Origin of the sequence: Brevundimonas basaltis, from assembly GCF_014202075.1 — a bacterium.
In the GTDB taxonomy this organism is placed as follows: domain Bacteria; phylum Pseudomonadota; class Alphaproteobacteria; order Caulobacterales; family Caulobacteraceae; genus Brevundimonas; species Brevundimonas basaltis.
The window spans coordinates 103,891-119,138 of sequence record NZ_JACHFZ010000001.1 but is presented as its reverse complement, the minus strand read 5'-3'; the positions used below and the strand labels follow the sequence as shown (position 1 = coordinate 119,138).

Annotated in this window: 15 protein-coding genes and 1 pseudogene; 10 read left to right on the top strand and 6 right to left on the bottom strand. The window is 67.5% G+C overall.

The genetic code is table 11. The features are described from left to right. The first annotated feature begins 7 nt into the window (after positions 1 to 7). Entirely contained in the window at positions 8 to 1,012 is a 1,005-nt protein-coding gene (gene cobS / locus HNQ67_RS00695) for a cobaltochelatase subunit CobS (protein ID WP_183251396.1), read from the top strand. A gap of 5 nt (positions 1,013 to 1,017) precedes the next feature. Here cobS and HNQ67_RS00690 read toward each other — a convergent pair whose 3' ends face one another. Further along, positions 1,018 to 2,232: a S41 family peptidase gene (locus HNQ67_RS00690; protein WP_183251394.1), complete on the bottom strand. Its 1,215-nt coding sequence runs from the start codon at positions 2,230 to 2,232 to the stop codon at positions 1,018 to 1,020. Positions 2,233 to 2,420: 188 nt separating this feature from the next. Continuing rightward, positions 2,421 to 2,798: pseudogene (locus tag HNQ67_RS00685) on the bottom strand (DUF2239 family protein). A gap of 455 nt (positions 2,799 to 3,253) precedes the next feature. Between HNQ67_RS00685 and HNQ67_RS00680 the strand changes: the two are divergent. Further along, positions 3,254 to 3,559 carry a CsbD family protein gene (locus tag HNQ67_RS00680; RefSeq protein WP_183251392.1) on the top strand — a complete coding sequence of 102 codons (306 nt, stop codon included), beginning with the start codon at positions 3,254 to 3,256 and terminating at the stop codon, positions 3,557 to 3,559. Here the strand turns inward: HNQ67_RS00680 and HNQ67_RS00675 are convergent. From HNQ67_RS00675 to clpS, 3 genes are all read right to left on the bottom strand, one after another. After that, positions 3,556 to 4,134 carry a DUF4287 domain-containing protein gene (locus tag HNQ67_RS00675; RefSeq protein ID WP_183251390.1) on the bottom strand — a complete coding sequence of 193 codons (579 nt, stop codon included), beginning with the start codon at positions 4,132 to 4,134 and terminating at the stop codon, positions 3,556 to 3,558. The genes HNQ67_RS00680 and HNQ67_RS00675 overlap by 4 nt on opposite strands. A gap of 99 nt (positions 4,135 to 4,233) precedes the next feature. Further along, the gene (clpA, locus tag HNQ67_RS00670; protein WP_183251387.1) at positions 4,234 to 6,546 is read right to left on the bottom strand and encodes an ATP-dependent Clp protease ATP-binding subunit ClpA; all 2,313 of its coding nucleotides are present in this window, start codon (positions 6,544 to 6,546) and stop codon (positions 4,234 to 4,236) included. A gap of 12 nt (positions 6,547 to 6,558) precedes the next feature. Further along, a complete protein-coding gene (gene clpS / locus HNQ67_RS00665; RefSeq protein ID WP_183251385.1) occupies positions 6,559 to 6,891 on the bottom strand; it encodes an ATP-dependent Clp protease adapter ClpS in 333 nt (110 codons plus the stop codon). Between the two features lie 125 nt (positions 6,892 to 7,016). On the opposite strand from clpS, the gene HNQ67_RS00660 reads away from it, so the two are divergent. After that, positions 7,017 to 8,195: a S41 family peptidase gene (locus tag HNQ67_RS00660; protein ID WP_183251383.1), complete on the top strand. Its 1,179-nt coding sequence runs from the start codon at positions 7,017 to 7,019 to the stop codon at positions 8,193 to 8,195. Between the two features lie 59 nt (positions 8,196 to 8,254). Here HNQ67_RS00660 and HNQ67_RS00655 read toward each other — a convergent pair whose 3' ends face one another. Next, positions 8,255 to 8,746: a phasin family protein gene (locus tag HNQ67_RS00655; protein WP_183251381.1), complete on the bottom strand. Its 492-nt coding sequence runs from the start codon at positions 8,744 to 8,746 to the stop codon at positions 8,255 to 8,257. A 328-nt stretch (positions 8,747 to 9,074) separates the two neighbouring features. On the opposite strand from HNQ67_RS00655, the gene HNQ67_RS00650 reads away from it, so the two are divergent. The 7 genes from HNQ67_RS00650 to HNQ67_RS00620 all read left to right on the top strand — a co-directional run bounded on the left by HNQ67_RS00650 (position 9,075) and on the right by HNQ67_RS00620 (position 15,188). Further along, positions 9,075 to 10,439, top strand: coding sequence for a D-alanyl-D-alanine carboxypeptidase family protein (locus tag HNQ67_RS00650; protein ID WP_183251378.1), 1,365 nt, complete (start codon positions 9,075 to 9,077; stop codon positions 10,437 to 10,439). A gap of 59 nt (positions 10,440 to 10,498) precedes the next feature. Next, positions 10,499 to 11,062: a hypothetical protein gene (locus HNQ67_RS00645; protein WP_183251376.1), complete on the top strand. Its 564-nt coding sequence runs from the start codon at positions 10,499 to 10,501 to the stop codon at positions 11,060 to 11,062. An 85-nt stretch (positions 11,063 to 11,147) separates the two neighbouring features. Further along, positions 11,148 to 13,217, top strand: a complete 2,070-nt coding sequence (locus tag HNQ67_RS00640) for a TonB-dependent receptor plug domain-containing protein (RefSeq protein WP_183251374.1) — start codon at positions 11,148 to 11,150, stop codon at positions 13,215 to 13,217. A gap of 178 nt (positions 13,218 to 13,395) precedes the next feature. Continuing rightward, the gene (rpsF, locus tag HNQ67_RS00635; RefSeq protein WP_183251372.1) at positions 13,396 to 13,785 is read left to right on the top strand and encodes a 30S ribosomal protein S6; all 390 of its coding nucleotides are present in this window, start codon (positions 13,396 to 13,398) and stop codon (positions 13,783 to 13,785) included. A 12-nt stretch (positions 13,786 to 13,797) separates the two neighbouring features. Continuing rightward, positions 13,798 to 14,073, top strand: a complete 276-nt coding sequence (gene rpsR, locus HNQ67_RS00630) for a 30S ribosomal protein S18 (protein WP_183251369.1) — start codon at positions 13,798 to 13,800, stop codon at positions 14,071 to 14,073. 1 nt (position 14,074) lies between these two features. Next, positions 14,075 to 14,659 (top strand): 50S ribosomal protein L9, encoded by a 585-nt coding sequence (rplI, locus tag HNQ67_RS00625; protein ID WP_183251368.1) that lies wholly within the window; start codon positions 14,075 to 14,077, stop codon positions 14,657 to 14,659. A 148-nt stretch (positions 14,660 to 14,807) separates the two neighbouring features. Beyond that, entirely contained in the window at positions 14,808 to 15,188 is a 381-nt protein-coding gene (locus tag HNQ67_RS00620; protein WP_183251365.1) for a hypothetical protein, read from the top strand. Positions 15,189 to 15,248: the final 60 nt, after the last annotated feature.

Genomic DNA, 15,248 nt, shown 5'->3' with positions numbered 1-15,248 from the left:
CTCCGGCATGACCTCCCCGCTCGACGCCTCCCCCGACGCCCTCCTGACCATGGAGCCGCACCGCCGCGCCACCGTCCGCGAAGTGTTCGGGATCGACTCGGACATGACCGTGCCGGTCTTCTCCGAGCGCGACAGCCATGTGCCGGACATCGACGAGGCCTACCGTTTCGACCCGCAGACGACGCTGGCCATCTGCGCCGGCTTCGCCTTCGACCGCCGCGTCATGGTCCAGGGCTATCACGGCACCGGCAAGTCGACCCACATCGAACAGGTCGCCGCCCGCCTCAACTGGCCGATGGTCCGCGTCAATCTCGACGCCCACGTCAGCCGCATCGACCTGGTCGGCAAGGACGCCATCGTTCTCAAGGACGGCAAACAGGTCACCGAGTTCCGCGAGGGCATGCTGCCCTGGGCCATCCAGCGCCCGATCGCCCTGGTGTTCGACGAATACGACGCCGGCCGCCCCGACGTGATGTTCGTCATCCAGCGCGTGCTCGAGGCCCAGGGCCGTCTGACCCTGCTGGACCAGAACCGCGTCATCCGCCCGAACAGATTCTTCCGCCTGTTCGCCACCACCAACACCATCGGCCTCGGCGACACCTCCGGCCTTTACCACGGCACCCAGCAGATCAATCAGGGCCAGATGGACCGCTGGAGCATCGTCACCACGCTCAACTACCTCGACCATGACGTCGAGGGCGAGATCGTCGCCGCCAAGGTGCCCGAGTGGAACGACGCCGAGGGCAAACGCCGCATCGCCGCCATGGTCCGCGTCGCCGACATGACCCGCAACGCCTTCATGAACGGCGACATTTCCACCGTCATGAGCCCCCGCACGGTGATCACCTGGGCCCAGAACGCCATCATTTTCGAAGGCGACGTCGGCCTCGCCTTCCGCCTGACCTTCCTCAACAAATGCGACGAACTGGAGCGGCCGACGATTGCGGAGTTCTACCAGCGGGCGTTCGGGGAGGACCTGCCGGAGGCGGCGACGCGGGTGAAGGTGGGTTAGGCGGCCTAGCCTAACCAAGCCACCGCCGCTTCCAACACGGCGTCGCGGCCCGTGGCGCTGATCGCGACAGGATCGTCCGTCACTTCAAGGTCCAGCGGCGGTCGCGGCGGCAGAAGTTCGCCGTCCGGGGTCGAATTGTAGGCTGTCGTCATCAGCAGTCGCCAGCCGTCCGGCAGGGGCACGGGCCGGATGACGTTGTTGCCGACCCCGACGCTGTCCTCGCCGATGACCGCGGCGCGACCGGCCAGGCTGGCTTGGATGGCCACTGCCTCGGCGCAGCTGCCGGTGTTGCGATTGACCAGGACGGCCAGCGGCCCGGTCCAGCGCACCGACCGGTCGAGGCTCAGGGTTTCATCCCCCCCGCCCTCGGCGATGCGCACCGCACCGGGGGTGATGGTCAGGACCCGCCGGTCACCGGCGCCGTCGGTCATGACCACCTCATAGTCGAGGAAGGCCGAGGCCATGGCGGCGCATTCGATGCCGCCGCCGCCGTTGTCGCGCAGGTCGAGCACCACGCCGGTAACCCCCGCGTCGATTGCCCCGGCCAGCAGGTCATGCGCCGCCTGGGCCACGCCGTTACCGGCCCCCGTCGGCACCTGCAGCACCGCCACCTCGCCGACGCGGTCCAGCCGCGGCAACGGTCCGCGGCGCCCGCTGTCGGGGTTCAGCGTCACCTCGAACGTCCGGCCCCCGCGCGACAGGGTCACGGTCGCCGGCCCGTCGAAGGCGCCCAGCCGGGCCGCGCTCATGTCCGGGGCGGCGAGGATCAGGTCATAGCGCTGCACCCCGGCGCGGGCGGCGGGGCCGTCGGGGTCGACCCAGGCGACATAGAGGCGGTCGCTGCCGCGCACCGCCCGGACCATCCAGCCCAGCGGCGTGCTCGCCGCGGTCGGGCCCCGGTGCGCCTGGGCTCCCAGCAACGGCGGCGGTGCCCGGTCGATCCGGGTGTGGGTATCGTCAAGGGCGGCCACGGCGCGGCGCGCGGCCTCGACCCCCGTCTCGAGCGGACAGTCCCCGGCCAGCGCGGCGCATTCGCGGTCCAGGTCCTCGCGGGCGCGGTCCATGATGACCCCGACGTCGACGCCCGGCTTCGGATAGTAGCCGCCCGCGAGGGCCTCGCGCACAGCCGACAGGAATCCGGTCGCCGGCGAGGCGCTGACCGGGGCCGCCGCCATCCCGGCGGCGCACAGCGCGCCGAGGAAAATTGCTCGCTTGAACAAGGAAGTTTCTCCGCCTTTTCGGCATCGATCCCAAGCCGGACGGCCCCGGTCAAATGAACACGGTGCAAGCTTGACGGCAAACCTGCGGCGGGCGGCTTCGGCCATCTGGCAGGGCGGGCGGAAAAGCCGCACCGCTCTACTGGCTGCGAGCGACGGGACGATCGCGCCCGAACTCCCGACCGGCAGATTTACCAACGGCCGGCGCGGGTTGTCAGAGCGATCCTGTGGCGCCCCCGCACGCCAGTGGAACAAAACCCATCCCGCCCCATTCCGTCGCGCCCCTTCGGCCATCGCCTGCGCCGTCTTCCGCACCCCTCCGGCCAGCTCTCTACCGCTGCATCGAACGCCGTCCAGTCGCCGGCGAACAGCATCCGCGTCGCCTCCTCATAGTTCGGCAGATCCCCGGCCATGGCGGTCATGAACCGGTGGACCCGCTCCTTCGCCCGCCGCGCCAGCTCCGGCACCTCGCTGACCTACATCTGCGCCTCGATCTGCTTGCGCAGCGCCACCGAGGCACCGCTCGGCTGGGCCGACAGCCAGCCCCAGTGGCGCGGCAGCAGGGTCACCTCCTTCGCCGTGACGCCCAGCTTCGGCCGCCGCGGCGGCGGCGTGGAGGACCGGCAGGGCCCGGAGAAGCGGGGCGGGTGCGACGATGCGGTCAACGCCGACGAAGGCCACAACAGGCAGGTCGGAAGGAATGGACATGAATCCAGCTCCGGGCGGCGGGGATACGACCGTGTTTGACGTGGATGACCTCCAGACTCCCGCCTGCGAGATCGGAGGCGGACATGCGGGACTCAGGTGGACCCAGTGGACTCAGTTGTGCGGGTTCTACCCGGGTGAAACCCCTTGGACTCTGTAGACTCCCCGGACCATGTTCGCCGGGTTTTACCCGGGTAAAACTCGCAGACGATACTCCCCGGGTAAAACTATCCGCGCGCCGCTGTCACAGGCCCGGAACTCCCGCCCCGGCCATGCGCTAACCCGACAACCCTCCCCATCCGCATCGAAGGAGCTCCCCATGACCGATCAACGCATCGAAGGCGCCGCCGCCCAGACCGAAGGCCAGGTCCAGAACGGCCTCGGCCGCATGACCGGCGACACGAAGCTTCAGCTCGAGGGCAAGATGAACGAGGTGAAGGGCAAGGCGCTCGACGCCTACGGCCGGGTCATCGACGGCCTCGACGGCCTCGTCGAAAAGGCTCCGGCCCAATATCAGGGCAAGGCCCGTCAGGGCCTCGACTTCGCGCGCCGGAAGCCGCTGTTGACCACCGGCATCGTGGCCGGCCTGGCCGTGCTGCTCAGCGGCCTCGGCCGCCGCCGCTAACCGTTCCCGGCCGCCTGTGCGAACAGGCGGCCGATTTCGGCGTCGACCGCGCCGGGCCCGTCCAGTTCGATCACCGCCGTCAGCCGCTCGGACCAGCTTTCCCGGCGCGCCGACGACGTCAGCCGCGCCGATGCTGCGGGTTCCAGCTTCAAACCCAGCAGCGCCCGCCCGCCCTTGAGCGGACGCGCCGCCGCGAATTGCACTGTGCGGCTGAACGCGGTGTAGCCCTTCCTCTGGCCGCAAACGATGCCGTCCACGCCCACGGCCGCGCGCTCGATCGCCTCAAGGATCGCCAGCGACCGAGGATCGGCCCACAGAGCGGCGCGAAGAGCCTCGGCGTCGTCCCAGCCCGGCTCCGTGGTCGGGCGCGCGGCGCTCAGAATATAGGCCGCGTGGTTGGCCCCGATGCCATGAGTCGCCTTGAGCCACGCCGCCTGCGCCTTCGGCCGGGTTTCCGGACAGCCCTTCAGGATGTCGACCCAGACGGCCACCGGCCGGCCCGTCTGCTTCTCGAAATTGGCCTCGACCGTGGCGAACCACTTCTTCTGACGCCCCGTCAGCCCCGCTCCACTCATGTCCGCCTCCTGCTCCAGCGGCGACCTTGCCTCCGCGCAGAACAAAGAAAAAGGCCCGGACGGCGACGCCCGGGCCTCCTCCATGTCTTCGGGACGCGGCTAGTCGACCACCTGGTCCGCCTTCCGCGACGCCTTGACCTGGGCGGCGCTGGACGAGGCGATGTCGAAGGCGATCTTGCCGTCCTTCAGCTCCACCTTCACATGGCCGCCGCGCGTCAGACGCCCGAACAGGATGTCGTCGGCCAGCGGCTTCTTGATGTGCTCCTGGATGACCCGGGCCAGAGGCCGTGCGCCGTACAGTTCGTCGAAGCCGTTCTTGGCCAGCCAGTCGTTGGCCTCGTCGGTCAGTTCGATGGTGATGTTGCGGTCCGCCAGCTGGGCTTCCAGCTGCAGGATGAACTTGGTCACCACCGACCGGATCGTGTCGGCATCCAGCGCCTTGAACGCCACGATGGCGTCGAGGCGGTTGCGGAACTCCGGCGCGAACAGCCGCTGGATGGCCTTCTCGTCCTCGCCCTCGACCTTGCCGCGGCCGAAGCCGATGGCCGCCCGCGCGTTGTCGGCGGCGCCGGCGTTGGTGGTCATGATCAGCACCGTATTGCGGAAGTCGACCTTCTTGCCGACGGCGTCGGTCAACTGGCCGTTGTCCATCACCTGCAGCAGGATGTTGTAGACGTCCGGGTGGGCCTTCTCGATCTCGTCCAGCAGCACCACGGCGTGCGGATGCTGGTCGACCGCGTCGGTCAGCAGCCCGCCCTGGTCGTGCCCGACATAGCCCGGAGGCGCGCCGATCAGACGCGAGACGGTGTGCCGTTCCATGTACTCCGACATGTCGAAGCGAAGCATCTCGATGCCGAGGGTCGAGGACAGTTGTTTGGCCACCTCGGTCTTGCCGACCCCGGTCGGGCCGCTGAACAGGAAGGCGCCGATCGGCTTCTGCGGATCGCGCAGGCCGGCCCGGGCCAGCTTCATCGCCGCCGAGACCTGCTCGATCGCCGCCGACTGGCCAAACACCACCCGGTTCAGATCGCGCTCGAGCTCGCGCAGCCCCTCGGTGTCGGACTTGGAGACCGATTTCGGCGGGATGCGGGCCATGCGGGCGATGACGGCCTCGACCTCCTTCTGGCCGATAACCTTCTTGCGCTTCGATTCCGACAGCAGCATCTGCGACGCTCCTGCCTCATCGATCACGTCGATGGCCTTGTCCGGCAGTTTGCGGTCGGTCATGTAGCGCGCCGACAGTTCGACCGCCGTGCGGATGGCGGCGTCCGTGTAGCGCAGCTTGTGATGGCCTTCGTAGGAGGTCTTCAGTCCCTTCAGGATCTTGATCGTGTCGTCCAGCGTGGGCTCGTTGACGTCGACCTTCTGGAAGCGGCGAGCCAGGGCCCGGTCCTTCTCGAAATGCTGGCGGTACTCCTTGTAGGTCGTCGACCCCATGCACCGCAGGCTGCCCGAGGCCAGCGCCGGCTTCAGCAGGTTAGACGCGTCCATGGCCCCGCCCGAGGTCGCCCCCGCGCCAATCACCGTGTGTATCTCGTCGATGAACAGGATGGCGTTGTCGTGCGTCTCCAGCTCCTTGACGACCTGTTTCAGCCGCTCCTCGAAGTCGCCGCGGTAGCGGGTGCCGGCCAGCAGCGCACCCATGTCGAGGCTGTATATGGTCGCGCCTTCCAGCACGTCCGGCACCTCGTGGTTGACGATCTTGCGGGCCAGGCCCTCGGCGATGGCCGTCTTGCCGACGCCCGGATCCCCGACGAGCAGCGGATTGTTCTTGGTTCGCCGGCACAGGATCTGGATGGCGCGATCGACCTCGGCCTGACGGCCGATCAGCGGGTCGATCTTGCCGTTGCGGGACTTCTCGTTGAGGTCGACGCAATAGGCCTCCAGCGCCTCGCCGCCGGTCTTGGCCGCGGCGGCGTCCTCGGCGTCCTCCGGGCTCCCGCCCGTCCGGGCCGGCCGCGTCTCGCCGCCCGCCTTCTTGGCGATGCCGTGGGCGATGTAGTTGACCGCGTCGTAGCGGGTCATGTCCTGCTCCTGCAGGAAATAGGCGGCGTGGCTCTCGCGCTCCGAGAAGATGGCGACCAGCACATTGGCGCCGGTGACCTCCTCGCGGCCCGAGCTCTGGACGTGGATCACGGCCCGCTGGATGACGCGCTGGAAGCCAGCGGTCGGCTTGGCGTCCTCGCCGTCCGAGGTCGCCAGTGCGGCCAGGTCGGTGTCGACGTACAGCGTCAACGCCGTCTTCAGGCTCGGCAGGTCGACGGTGCAGGCGGTCATCACATTGGCCGCGTCCGGGTCGTCGACCAGGGCGAGCAACAGGTGCTCCAGCGTGGCGTACTCGTGCCGGCGCTCGTTCGCATAGTGGACGGCGCGGTGCAGGGTCTCTTCGAGAGGACGCGAAAATGACGGCATGGGAGGTTCCTCTCAGTCCTTTTCCATCGTGCATTGCAGCGGATGCTGGTGACGGCGCGCCGTCTCCACCACCTGGGCGACCTTCGTCTCGGCCACCTCGTAGGTGAAGACGCCGCACACCCCGACCCCATGCTGATGCACATGCAGCATGATGCGGGTCGCGTCCTCGCGGCTCTTCTGGAAGAACCGCTCCAGCACGTAGATGACGAATTCCATCGGCGTGTAGTCGTCGTTCAGGATCAGCACCCGGTACAGCGAGGGCTTCTGAAGCTTCGGCTTTGTCTCGGTGACGGTGGCGGCCCCAAGGCCTCCTTCCTGATCACCGGCCTTACGTGACGGCGGCATTCGTTGTCCGTGTTTGGGGAGTCGATGGACAGATAGGGGATGATGGCCTGATTTGAAGGCGCGTCCAGTCACAGGTTTGCGTGGGGATGTTGCTGTGGCGGTCGACGCTGCCCTAGGATCGCCGGATGGGGCGGGCGACGCGGCGGATATTCCTGGCACAGGTAGGTGCGAGCGCGGCGCTGTCCGGCTGTCTGCCTGAGGACGCAGGGCGACGTCTCGGCGTCTTCGATGCGATATGGCGCACCGTGCGCAACCAGTATTTCGACCCGGACCTCGGCGGCCTTGACTGGCCCGCCATCCGGCGGGAGTGGCGGCCCAAGGCCTTGGCGGCGTCGACGGAGTCCGCGCTCTATCTCGACGTCCTGTTCCCGGTGCTGGACCAGTTCAGGACATCCCACGTCATCCTCACGCCGCCGGGCGACCTGTTGCTGACGACCGGGCGGAGCTTCCGACTGCCGCGTCCGCAGAAGGGTAGGTCATTCTTCATGATCACGCCCGCCGACGAGGCTGGAATGGGCGCAGTGCTGACCTGGACCGGAGCGGCCTACCTCGTCGAGGACGTCTCGAGGCATGGCCCTGCCTGGGCGGCCGGGCTCAGGCCGGGACAGTCGCTCCAGGTCGCCGGCTTCGAAGGGCCGAACCACCGGCCCGAACTGAGACTCGCGGCATCCAACGGGGACAGGTTCAGCATCCGCTGGGCTCCCCGACAGGCGGCGCCGGCGAACGAGACCCGACCCCTCTACGGCGGCGCCGCCTATTTGAGGTTCAACAGCTTCGACCGGCAGCCCGTCGCCTCGGCCGTGACAGTCTTGCTTGGAACCGCCGGACCGGTGGTGCTCGACCTGCGCAGAAACTCCGGAGGCCTGATCCGCGAGGGCTGGAACTTCCTGTCCGCTATTCTCCCGGAGGGACGCGACTTGGGTCGGTTTAAGGGCAGGGAGCGGGATTACCTGATGAACGCCGGCGCGGGACCTGACAAATTCACTGGCGCCTTGGCCGTTCTGATCGGTCCCCGCACCTCGAGTTGCGCAGAAGTGACCGCGGCGGCGCTGCAGCATCACGGACGCGCACGTCTGTTCGGCGCCCGCACGTGCGGCAGCGTCCTCGCATCGCAGACCTATGACTTGCCCGACGGAGGACGGCTGATGCTGCCGTACGCCGACTATCTCACGCCAGCGGGGGCAAGGATCGAGGATCGGGGCGTGGCTCCGGATGTTGACGTCGTCCCGACGCCCGGCAGCGCGTCGAAAGGGGCCGATCCGGCGCTGGATGCGGCGCTCGACTGGCTGCGCAGCGGCCAATGAAAAACCCCCGGCGCTTCCGCCGGGGGCTCTCCACTACGCTTACTGAACCGTGGCTCGCCTTAGCGGGTGGCCTGGAACTTCTCGACCGAGGCGGTGACGCGCTCGTTGATCGGCTTGAAGCTGTCCTTCACCGAGGCGGTGAAGACGTCGGTCATCTTGGTGACTTCCGCCAGATAGGTCTCGGCGGCCGACTTGGCCCACGAGGTCTGCAGCTCGACCAGTTCCTGCACCGAACGGGCGGCGGTCAGCGACTGGGCAGCGGCGACGCCATCTTCCCACGACTTCTTGCCGTAGGCGACGGTCTGGGCCGAGATGGCCTCGACGCCCTTCTGGGCGGCGGTGGCCGAGGCGACGACGGCCTCGAGGTTCTTCTTGCCCTCGGCGTTGAGCTCGGTCAGGCCGGCGACCGACTTGTCAGCGGCTTCGCGGAACGCCTGGGCGCCGGCGGCCTGCATCTTCTCGGCCTGGGCCTGGGCCTTCTCGGCCGAGGCCTTGACCTGGGCGGTGGCGGTTTCGACGGTCTTCTTCACGGTTTCGGCGCTGTCGGCCATGGTATCTCTCCTGAACCTGTCGCGGCTGGGCCGCTGTTGACTGATCCGCGACGACAAACGCCACCGCGACAGACACTCATATGGTGCAAGTGCGAACAAAGGTCAAGGATATTTTGTGCACTGCACCATGCCGCCGCGATGGGGAACCGCCCCTGACAGGAGAGACCGCTTCACAAATCCGTTGACGGCTTGTTTACCCTCACGAAACCCCGATGACGCATGTTAGCCTTTCGTCAGCGTCGCGTGGTGGGGCCGCCGTCGCGCAATGAATGAATGAGGCCTGCGCTTGCCGAACCTGTCCCTGATACGCCGTAGCTTGCTGTCCCTGATGTTGATCGTCGCGCTCGCGGTGGTCCCCTCGACGCCGCCGCTGGTCGCCCAGTCGTCAGAGAACACCCGCTACGCCGCCATCGTGGTCGACGCCGAGACGGGCGAGGTCCTGTTCGCCCGCCACGCCGACAGCCGGCGCTATCCAGCCTCCATCACCAAGGTCATGACCCTGTATCTGGCCTTCGAGGCCCTGACCGAGGGCAAGGTCAAGCTCGACGACGTCATCACCGTCTCCTCCCGCGCCGCCAGCCAGCCGCCGTCGAAGCTGGGCCTCGCCGCGGGACAAACCATCACCCTCGACGACGCGATGAAGGCCACCGCGGTGCGCAGCGCCAATGACATGGCCGTGGTCATCGCGGAACACGTCGCCGGTTCGCACGACCGGTTCGCCGCCCGGGCGACGCTCAAGGCCCGTGAGCTGGGCATGACCCAGACCCGCTACGTCAATCCGAACGGTCTGCCCGACGCGCGCCAGATCACCACGGCCCGCGACCTCGCCATTCTCGCCCGCGCCGTGATGCGCGACTATCCCCAGTACTACCGGTATTTCGGCCTGCACGACTGGGCCTACCAGGGCCGGGAGTACCGCAACACCAACGGCCTGCTGCGCAGTCAGTACGGCTATGATGGAATGAAGACCGGCTACACCAACGCTTCGGGCTATAACCTTGCGGCCTCGGCGGTGCGTGACGGTCGGCGTTTGATCACCATCGTCCTCGGCGGCCGGTCGACCGCCAGCCGCAACAGCCATGTCGCAGAGCTGATGGACACCGGCTTCGAGGTCGAGCGGCTGCGCCGCGCCGGTCAGCCGATCCAGGTGGCCCAGACCTATTTCGAACAGAAGGGCTTCGGCATCGGCCCGGAAAATTCCGGCCCGGTTCAGTACGCCGACCTCGGCGACGAGGACGACGATAACAGCGTCGGTTCGAACGCCGTCAGCTACGCCGCCCTGCCCTCCCCGCCGTCGCAACCGACCCGAATCACGCCGGCGCCGTCCGAGGGCCGCACCCTCGCCGCCATGATGCGCACCGCTGATCCGGCCGACGTCACGGCCTCTCTCAACGGCGCACCGGCCGGGCGATCGGCGACGCCCAGACCGCCGGCCCGCGAAACCGCGCGCGAGACCGCCGGCCGCTGGGCCGTTCAGGTCGGGGCCTTCCGCGACGAGGCCGTGGCCAGCGATTGGCTGACCGAGGTCAACCGCCGCTTCCGGAGTCAGTTCTCGGCCGCCGAGCGGTCGGTCCAGAACGCCGAAGGCTGGTATCGCTCGCGCTTCACCGGAATGAGCGAGCAGGCCGCCCAGGCCGCCTGCGCCACGCTCGCCGAGCGCCGCGTCACCTGCATGGTCGTCCGACCCCAATAGCCAGCTTGGCGAGGCCCCCTGAACCAGCCTAAGCTCGGGCAGCGGTTCGGGGGAGCAGCATGAGCGCGTTCGAATACACGTCCGTGCTGGCGTCGATCATCATCGGCTTGGCGCTGGTCGACATTCTGGTCAGCCTCAATCGCCTGATCCGCGCCGGCCGGACGGTCCAGTGGCACTGGGCCGCCCCGGTCGCTGCCGTCTTCGTGGTCCTGACCCTCATCCAGATCTGGTGGAGCCTCTACCGGCCCGACGATTCCGCCATCACCATCGGTCAGTTCCTTCCGCTGTTCGTCGAGTTGGTGATCCTGTTCCTGCTGGCTGCGGCGGCCCTGCCTGACGATGTCCCCGCCGAAGGCATCGACCTGAAGGCCTACTATCACCGCAACGGTCCGTATTTCTGGGGCCTGTTCACCGCCGCGCTGGGTTGGCTGCTGCTGGTCGACGTCGTCGAGAACGCCCTGAACGGCCTGCTTCTGGCTTATCTGGGGGAACGGATCTTCGACTTCGCGGTGTTGGGTGTGTTCGCTTCGCTGGTTTTCGTCCGCCGACTGTGGTGGCACGCGATCGCCATCCTCCTGCTCAGCTCGGGGCCCATCGGCTGGCTGTCGCGCAGCCTCGGGTGATTACATTTTTGACAGTTTATGGTCGCGGCTAGGACACATTACCCGTCAAGGTTCCGCTCGAGGGACACGCGGGGAATCGAGACTTATGGCAGGCACACTCGGGGGCTGGCGTCTGATCGGAGCGTCTGTGCTCGCCTTGTCGGCGGCGGTAGCCGGCGGAGCGGCGGCCCAGGATCCGGCGCCCGCGCCGGCCGATCCCAACGTCACTCCCTACGCCCCCGACTACTTCGCCGAGTTCCGCCCGGTTACGGCGCTGGACATGATCGGGCGCATTCCGGGTTTCCAGTTCGACGGCGGCTCATCAGCGCGGGGATTCGCGGGCACGGCCGGCAATGTGTTGATCGATGGCGTGCGACCGCCAACCCGCGGTGATTCCCTTGCCTCGGTGCTGTCCCGCATTCCAGCCGCCCAGGTGCTGCGCATCGACGTCGTGCGCGCGGGCGCGGGCGGTATCGACATGCAGGGCAAGGCCGTCGTCGCCAATGTCATTCGCAAGCCCGACGCGGGCGTGTCGGGATCAGCGGCCGCCAGCCTGTCCATGAACGATCAGGGCCGCTTTCAGCCCGGCGTCAATCTTCAGGCGCGACGTCAGAGAGACGGCCGCTCGATGGACGGATCGTTTCGTTTTTCCACCGGAAGCCAGGAATTCAGCGGAGTGCGCGAAAGACGCCGGCCGAACGGGGAGGTCCTCCTGGTCGGTCTCAATGACGGGGACGTCGGCTATTCAAACGGCGAGACCACGGGCGTCTATGAAGGGCCCTTGGGCGGGGGGCGCGTGCGCGCCAACGTTCTGGTCAACTACAGCGCCAGCCTGTTTGAGGGCACGGACATCCTGATCTTCCCCGGCGGCCAGGACTTCAGTCGCTCTGACTCGACGCGCTGGCGTGGCGAAGCCGGCCTGCGCTGGAACCGCAGCCTGCCGCGCGGGATGAACCTCGAACTGGTCGGTTTCCAGTCGCTCACCCAGAACGATAACGCCGGCGCCTACGACACCCCCTTCTTCACCACCCGGACGTTGAGCGACCAGACCTCGGGTGAGAGCATCGTTTCGGGAACCCTGAAGTTCGCCCCGCTGGAAACCGGACGCGGCGCCCTGAATCTCGAGGCCGGATCGGAGACGGCGCTCAACTGGGTCGACTCGGCGACCGCCTATACGTTCGACGGCAGCCCCCTGTTTCTTCCCGGCGACGACACCCGGGTCGAGGAACTGCGCAACGAGAGTTTTGTGACCGCCCTGTGGGCTGCGCGCCCCAACCTCAGCGTCGAGGCCAATCTGCGCTACGAGCTCTCCCGCATCACCGCCGATGGGTCGGCCGGCGAGGCGGAGACGACCCTTGGCTATTTGAAGCCGCGGCTGGCCGCGACCTGGACTGTCGCGCCGCGCAACACCCTGACCTTCAAGCTCGAAAAGAGCGTCGATCAATTGTCCTTCGGGGCCTTCACCGCCTCCGCCGCCTTTGCGACCGACATCTACGGACGAGGCAACCCCGACATTCGTCCGGCGCAAATCTGGCTGAGCAGCGCGCGCTACGAGCGACTGTTCGGCACCCAGGGCTCCTTCGTCGCCGAATTCACCCATGAGGTCTTTGAAGATGTGCTCGGGGTGGTGGTGATCTACGAGATACCGCCGGGCGGCACGACGCCGCGTCCGTTCAACATCACCCGCAATGTCGGCGGCGCGACCCGTGACAGGCTGACCCTGTCCGGCCGATTGCCGCTGGATCGCTGGGGCATGTCGGGCGGCCTTCTCTCCGGCCAGGTCTACCATCGCTGGTCCGACACCACCGACCCCGTGACCTTCGTGGACCGGCGCCTGTCCGGCGAGCAGGCCACCGGATGGTCGATCGCCCTGAATCAGAATCTGGTGGCCCAGCGCATTAACTGGAACGTCAGCATGAGCAGCGGACAGGACACGATCGGCTACAGCCCCAGCGTCCTGTCGCGCTTCAGCTCGCAGCCGACCGGCCAGTTTAACCTGACCTACCGGCCCGACCCGCAGTGGAGCGTCACCGGCGGCCTCTATGTCGGTTCCGGCAGCCGGAATGAGTTCACCCTGTACAACGCCCCGCGTCACGTCGGCACGCCCGTCTATACGGAAGCCAGCCGCCAGCCGGGAACCAGCCAGGTTTCTTTGAACGTTCGGCGCAGCTTCTAGGCCCGGAGCCTTGCTCCCCGCCCCCTTTTCCCCTATACGCCCCGCCTTTCTAGGGCTTCGGTCCTGACGCGGAGTTCCAAAGGGTCCGGGAAGTCATCCCGGCCGCCGCATCAGGAGCCATCGTGGGACGGACTTACCCGGTCTCCCCGCGCCGACGCCCCCCAAGGGAGACCACCGCATGGCTCTTTACGAGCACACGGTCATGTCGCGCCAGGATATCAGCGCGCAACAGGCCGAAGCGCTGAACGACACCATCAAGGGCTTGATCGAGCAAGGCGGCGGTTCCGTCGCCAAGATCGAGTACTGGGGTCTGCGCAACCTGACCTACCGCGTGAAGAAGAACCGCAAGGCTCACTATTCGCTGCTCGCCGTCGACTGCCCGCCTGCCGCCATGGCCGAGGTCGAGCGTCAGCTGTCGATCAACGAAGACGTGCTGCGCTGGCTGACCGTCCGCGTCGAGGAACTCGACCTGGAACTGTCGCCGTTGTTGGCCCGCCGCGAGCGCGAGCGTGAACGCGAGCGCGAGCGCACCCCGCGCGAAGACGCCACCGCCGAAGCCGCTGACTAAGGAACCCGGAACATGACCGATACGACTGCCCCGTCGCCGGGCGCGCCGGCCGGCTCCGGCCCCGCCCGCCGCCCCTTCTACCGTCGCCGCAAGGTGTGCCCGTTCTCCGGCACCAACGCCCCGAAGATCGACTACAAGGACGTCAAACTGCTGCAACGCTACATCAGCGAGCGCGGCAAGATCGTCCCGTCGCGCATCACCGCTGTTTCCCAGAAGAAGCAGCGTCTGCTGGCCCAGGCCATCAAACGCGCCCGCTATCTGGCCCTCCTGCCCTATGTGGTGAAGTGATATGAAGGTCGTTCTGCTTGAACGCGTCGAGAACCTCGGCGCCATCGGCGACGTCGTGTCCGTCAAGGACGGCTTCGCCCGTAACTTCCTCCTGCCGCGCGACAAGGCCCGTCGGGCCACCTCCGCGAACCTGAAAGCCTTCGAACTCGACCGCGCCGCCATCGAGGCCCGCAACGAGAAGAACAAGGCCGAGGCGCAGAAGGTCGCCGACAAGATCGACGGCCAGACCTACGTCATGATCCGCCAGGCGGGCGAGACCGGTCAGCTATACGGTTCGGTCGCCGGTCGCGATGTCGCCGAGGCCGTCCAGGCCGAAGGCGGCAAGATCGAGCGCTCGCAGGTCGTGCTCAACACCGCGATCAAGACCCTGGGTGTCCACGAAGTGTCGGTTCGCCTGCACGCCGAGGTCACCGCCACGGTCAAGATCAACATCGCCCGCTCGGCCGACGAGGCCGAGCGTCAGGCCAAGGGCGAGGACGTGATCAAGTCCGCCTACGACCAGGACCGCGCGGAAGCGGCGGAAGCGGCGCAGGACATGATCGCCGGCGGCGCCGGCCAGCAGGAAGGCCTCGGTTCGGAAGCCTGAACCCGGCCAACCGGCTAAAGACTGCTAAGGGGCGCGACCAGCAACGGTCGCGCCCTTTTTCATGAGCCGGGCCCATTCACGATCGGTTCAGCAAGGCTTGTGTCTTGTCCCGCCGGCGCCATTCTTCGGCGAAGCGAGGGGAACGGCAATGAAGCGGCTGGCATCGATCTTGATGGCGTTGGGCGTGTTGTTGGCGGCGGACGCCGTGACGGCCCAGACCCAACGCACGCTGGACGGCTTCCTCGCCGAGGCAAACCGCATTCCGCTCAACGCGACCTCCGCCCTGCGTCCCAGCGCCCACCGCCTGAAAGGCGAGGCGGAACGGGCGTTCACCGCCGTCGGCCGCGAGATCCGGGAGGCCCGGGCGGCGGGCCGCACCCCGCCGGCCTGCCCGCCGGAACGCATCGAGCTCAACCCGCGCCAGATGCTGGATTACCTGAACGCCATCCCGCAGTCGCGCCGCCAGCGCATGACCGTCACTGACGGCATTCGCAGCTGGATGGCCTCGCGCTATCCGTGCTCCAGCTGAGCCGTTAACTGATCCGGTTACGGAATTCCGGATCGCCCACAATCGCCCTGACTTATCCCT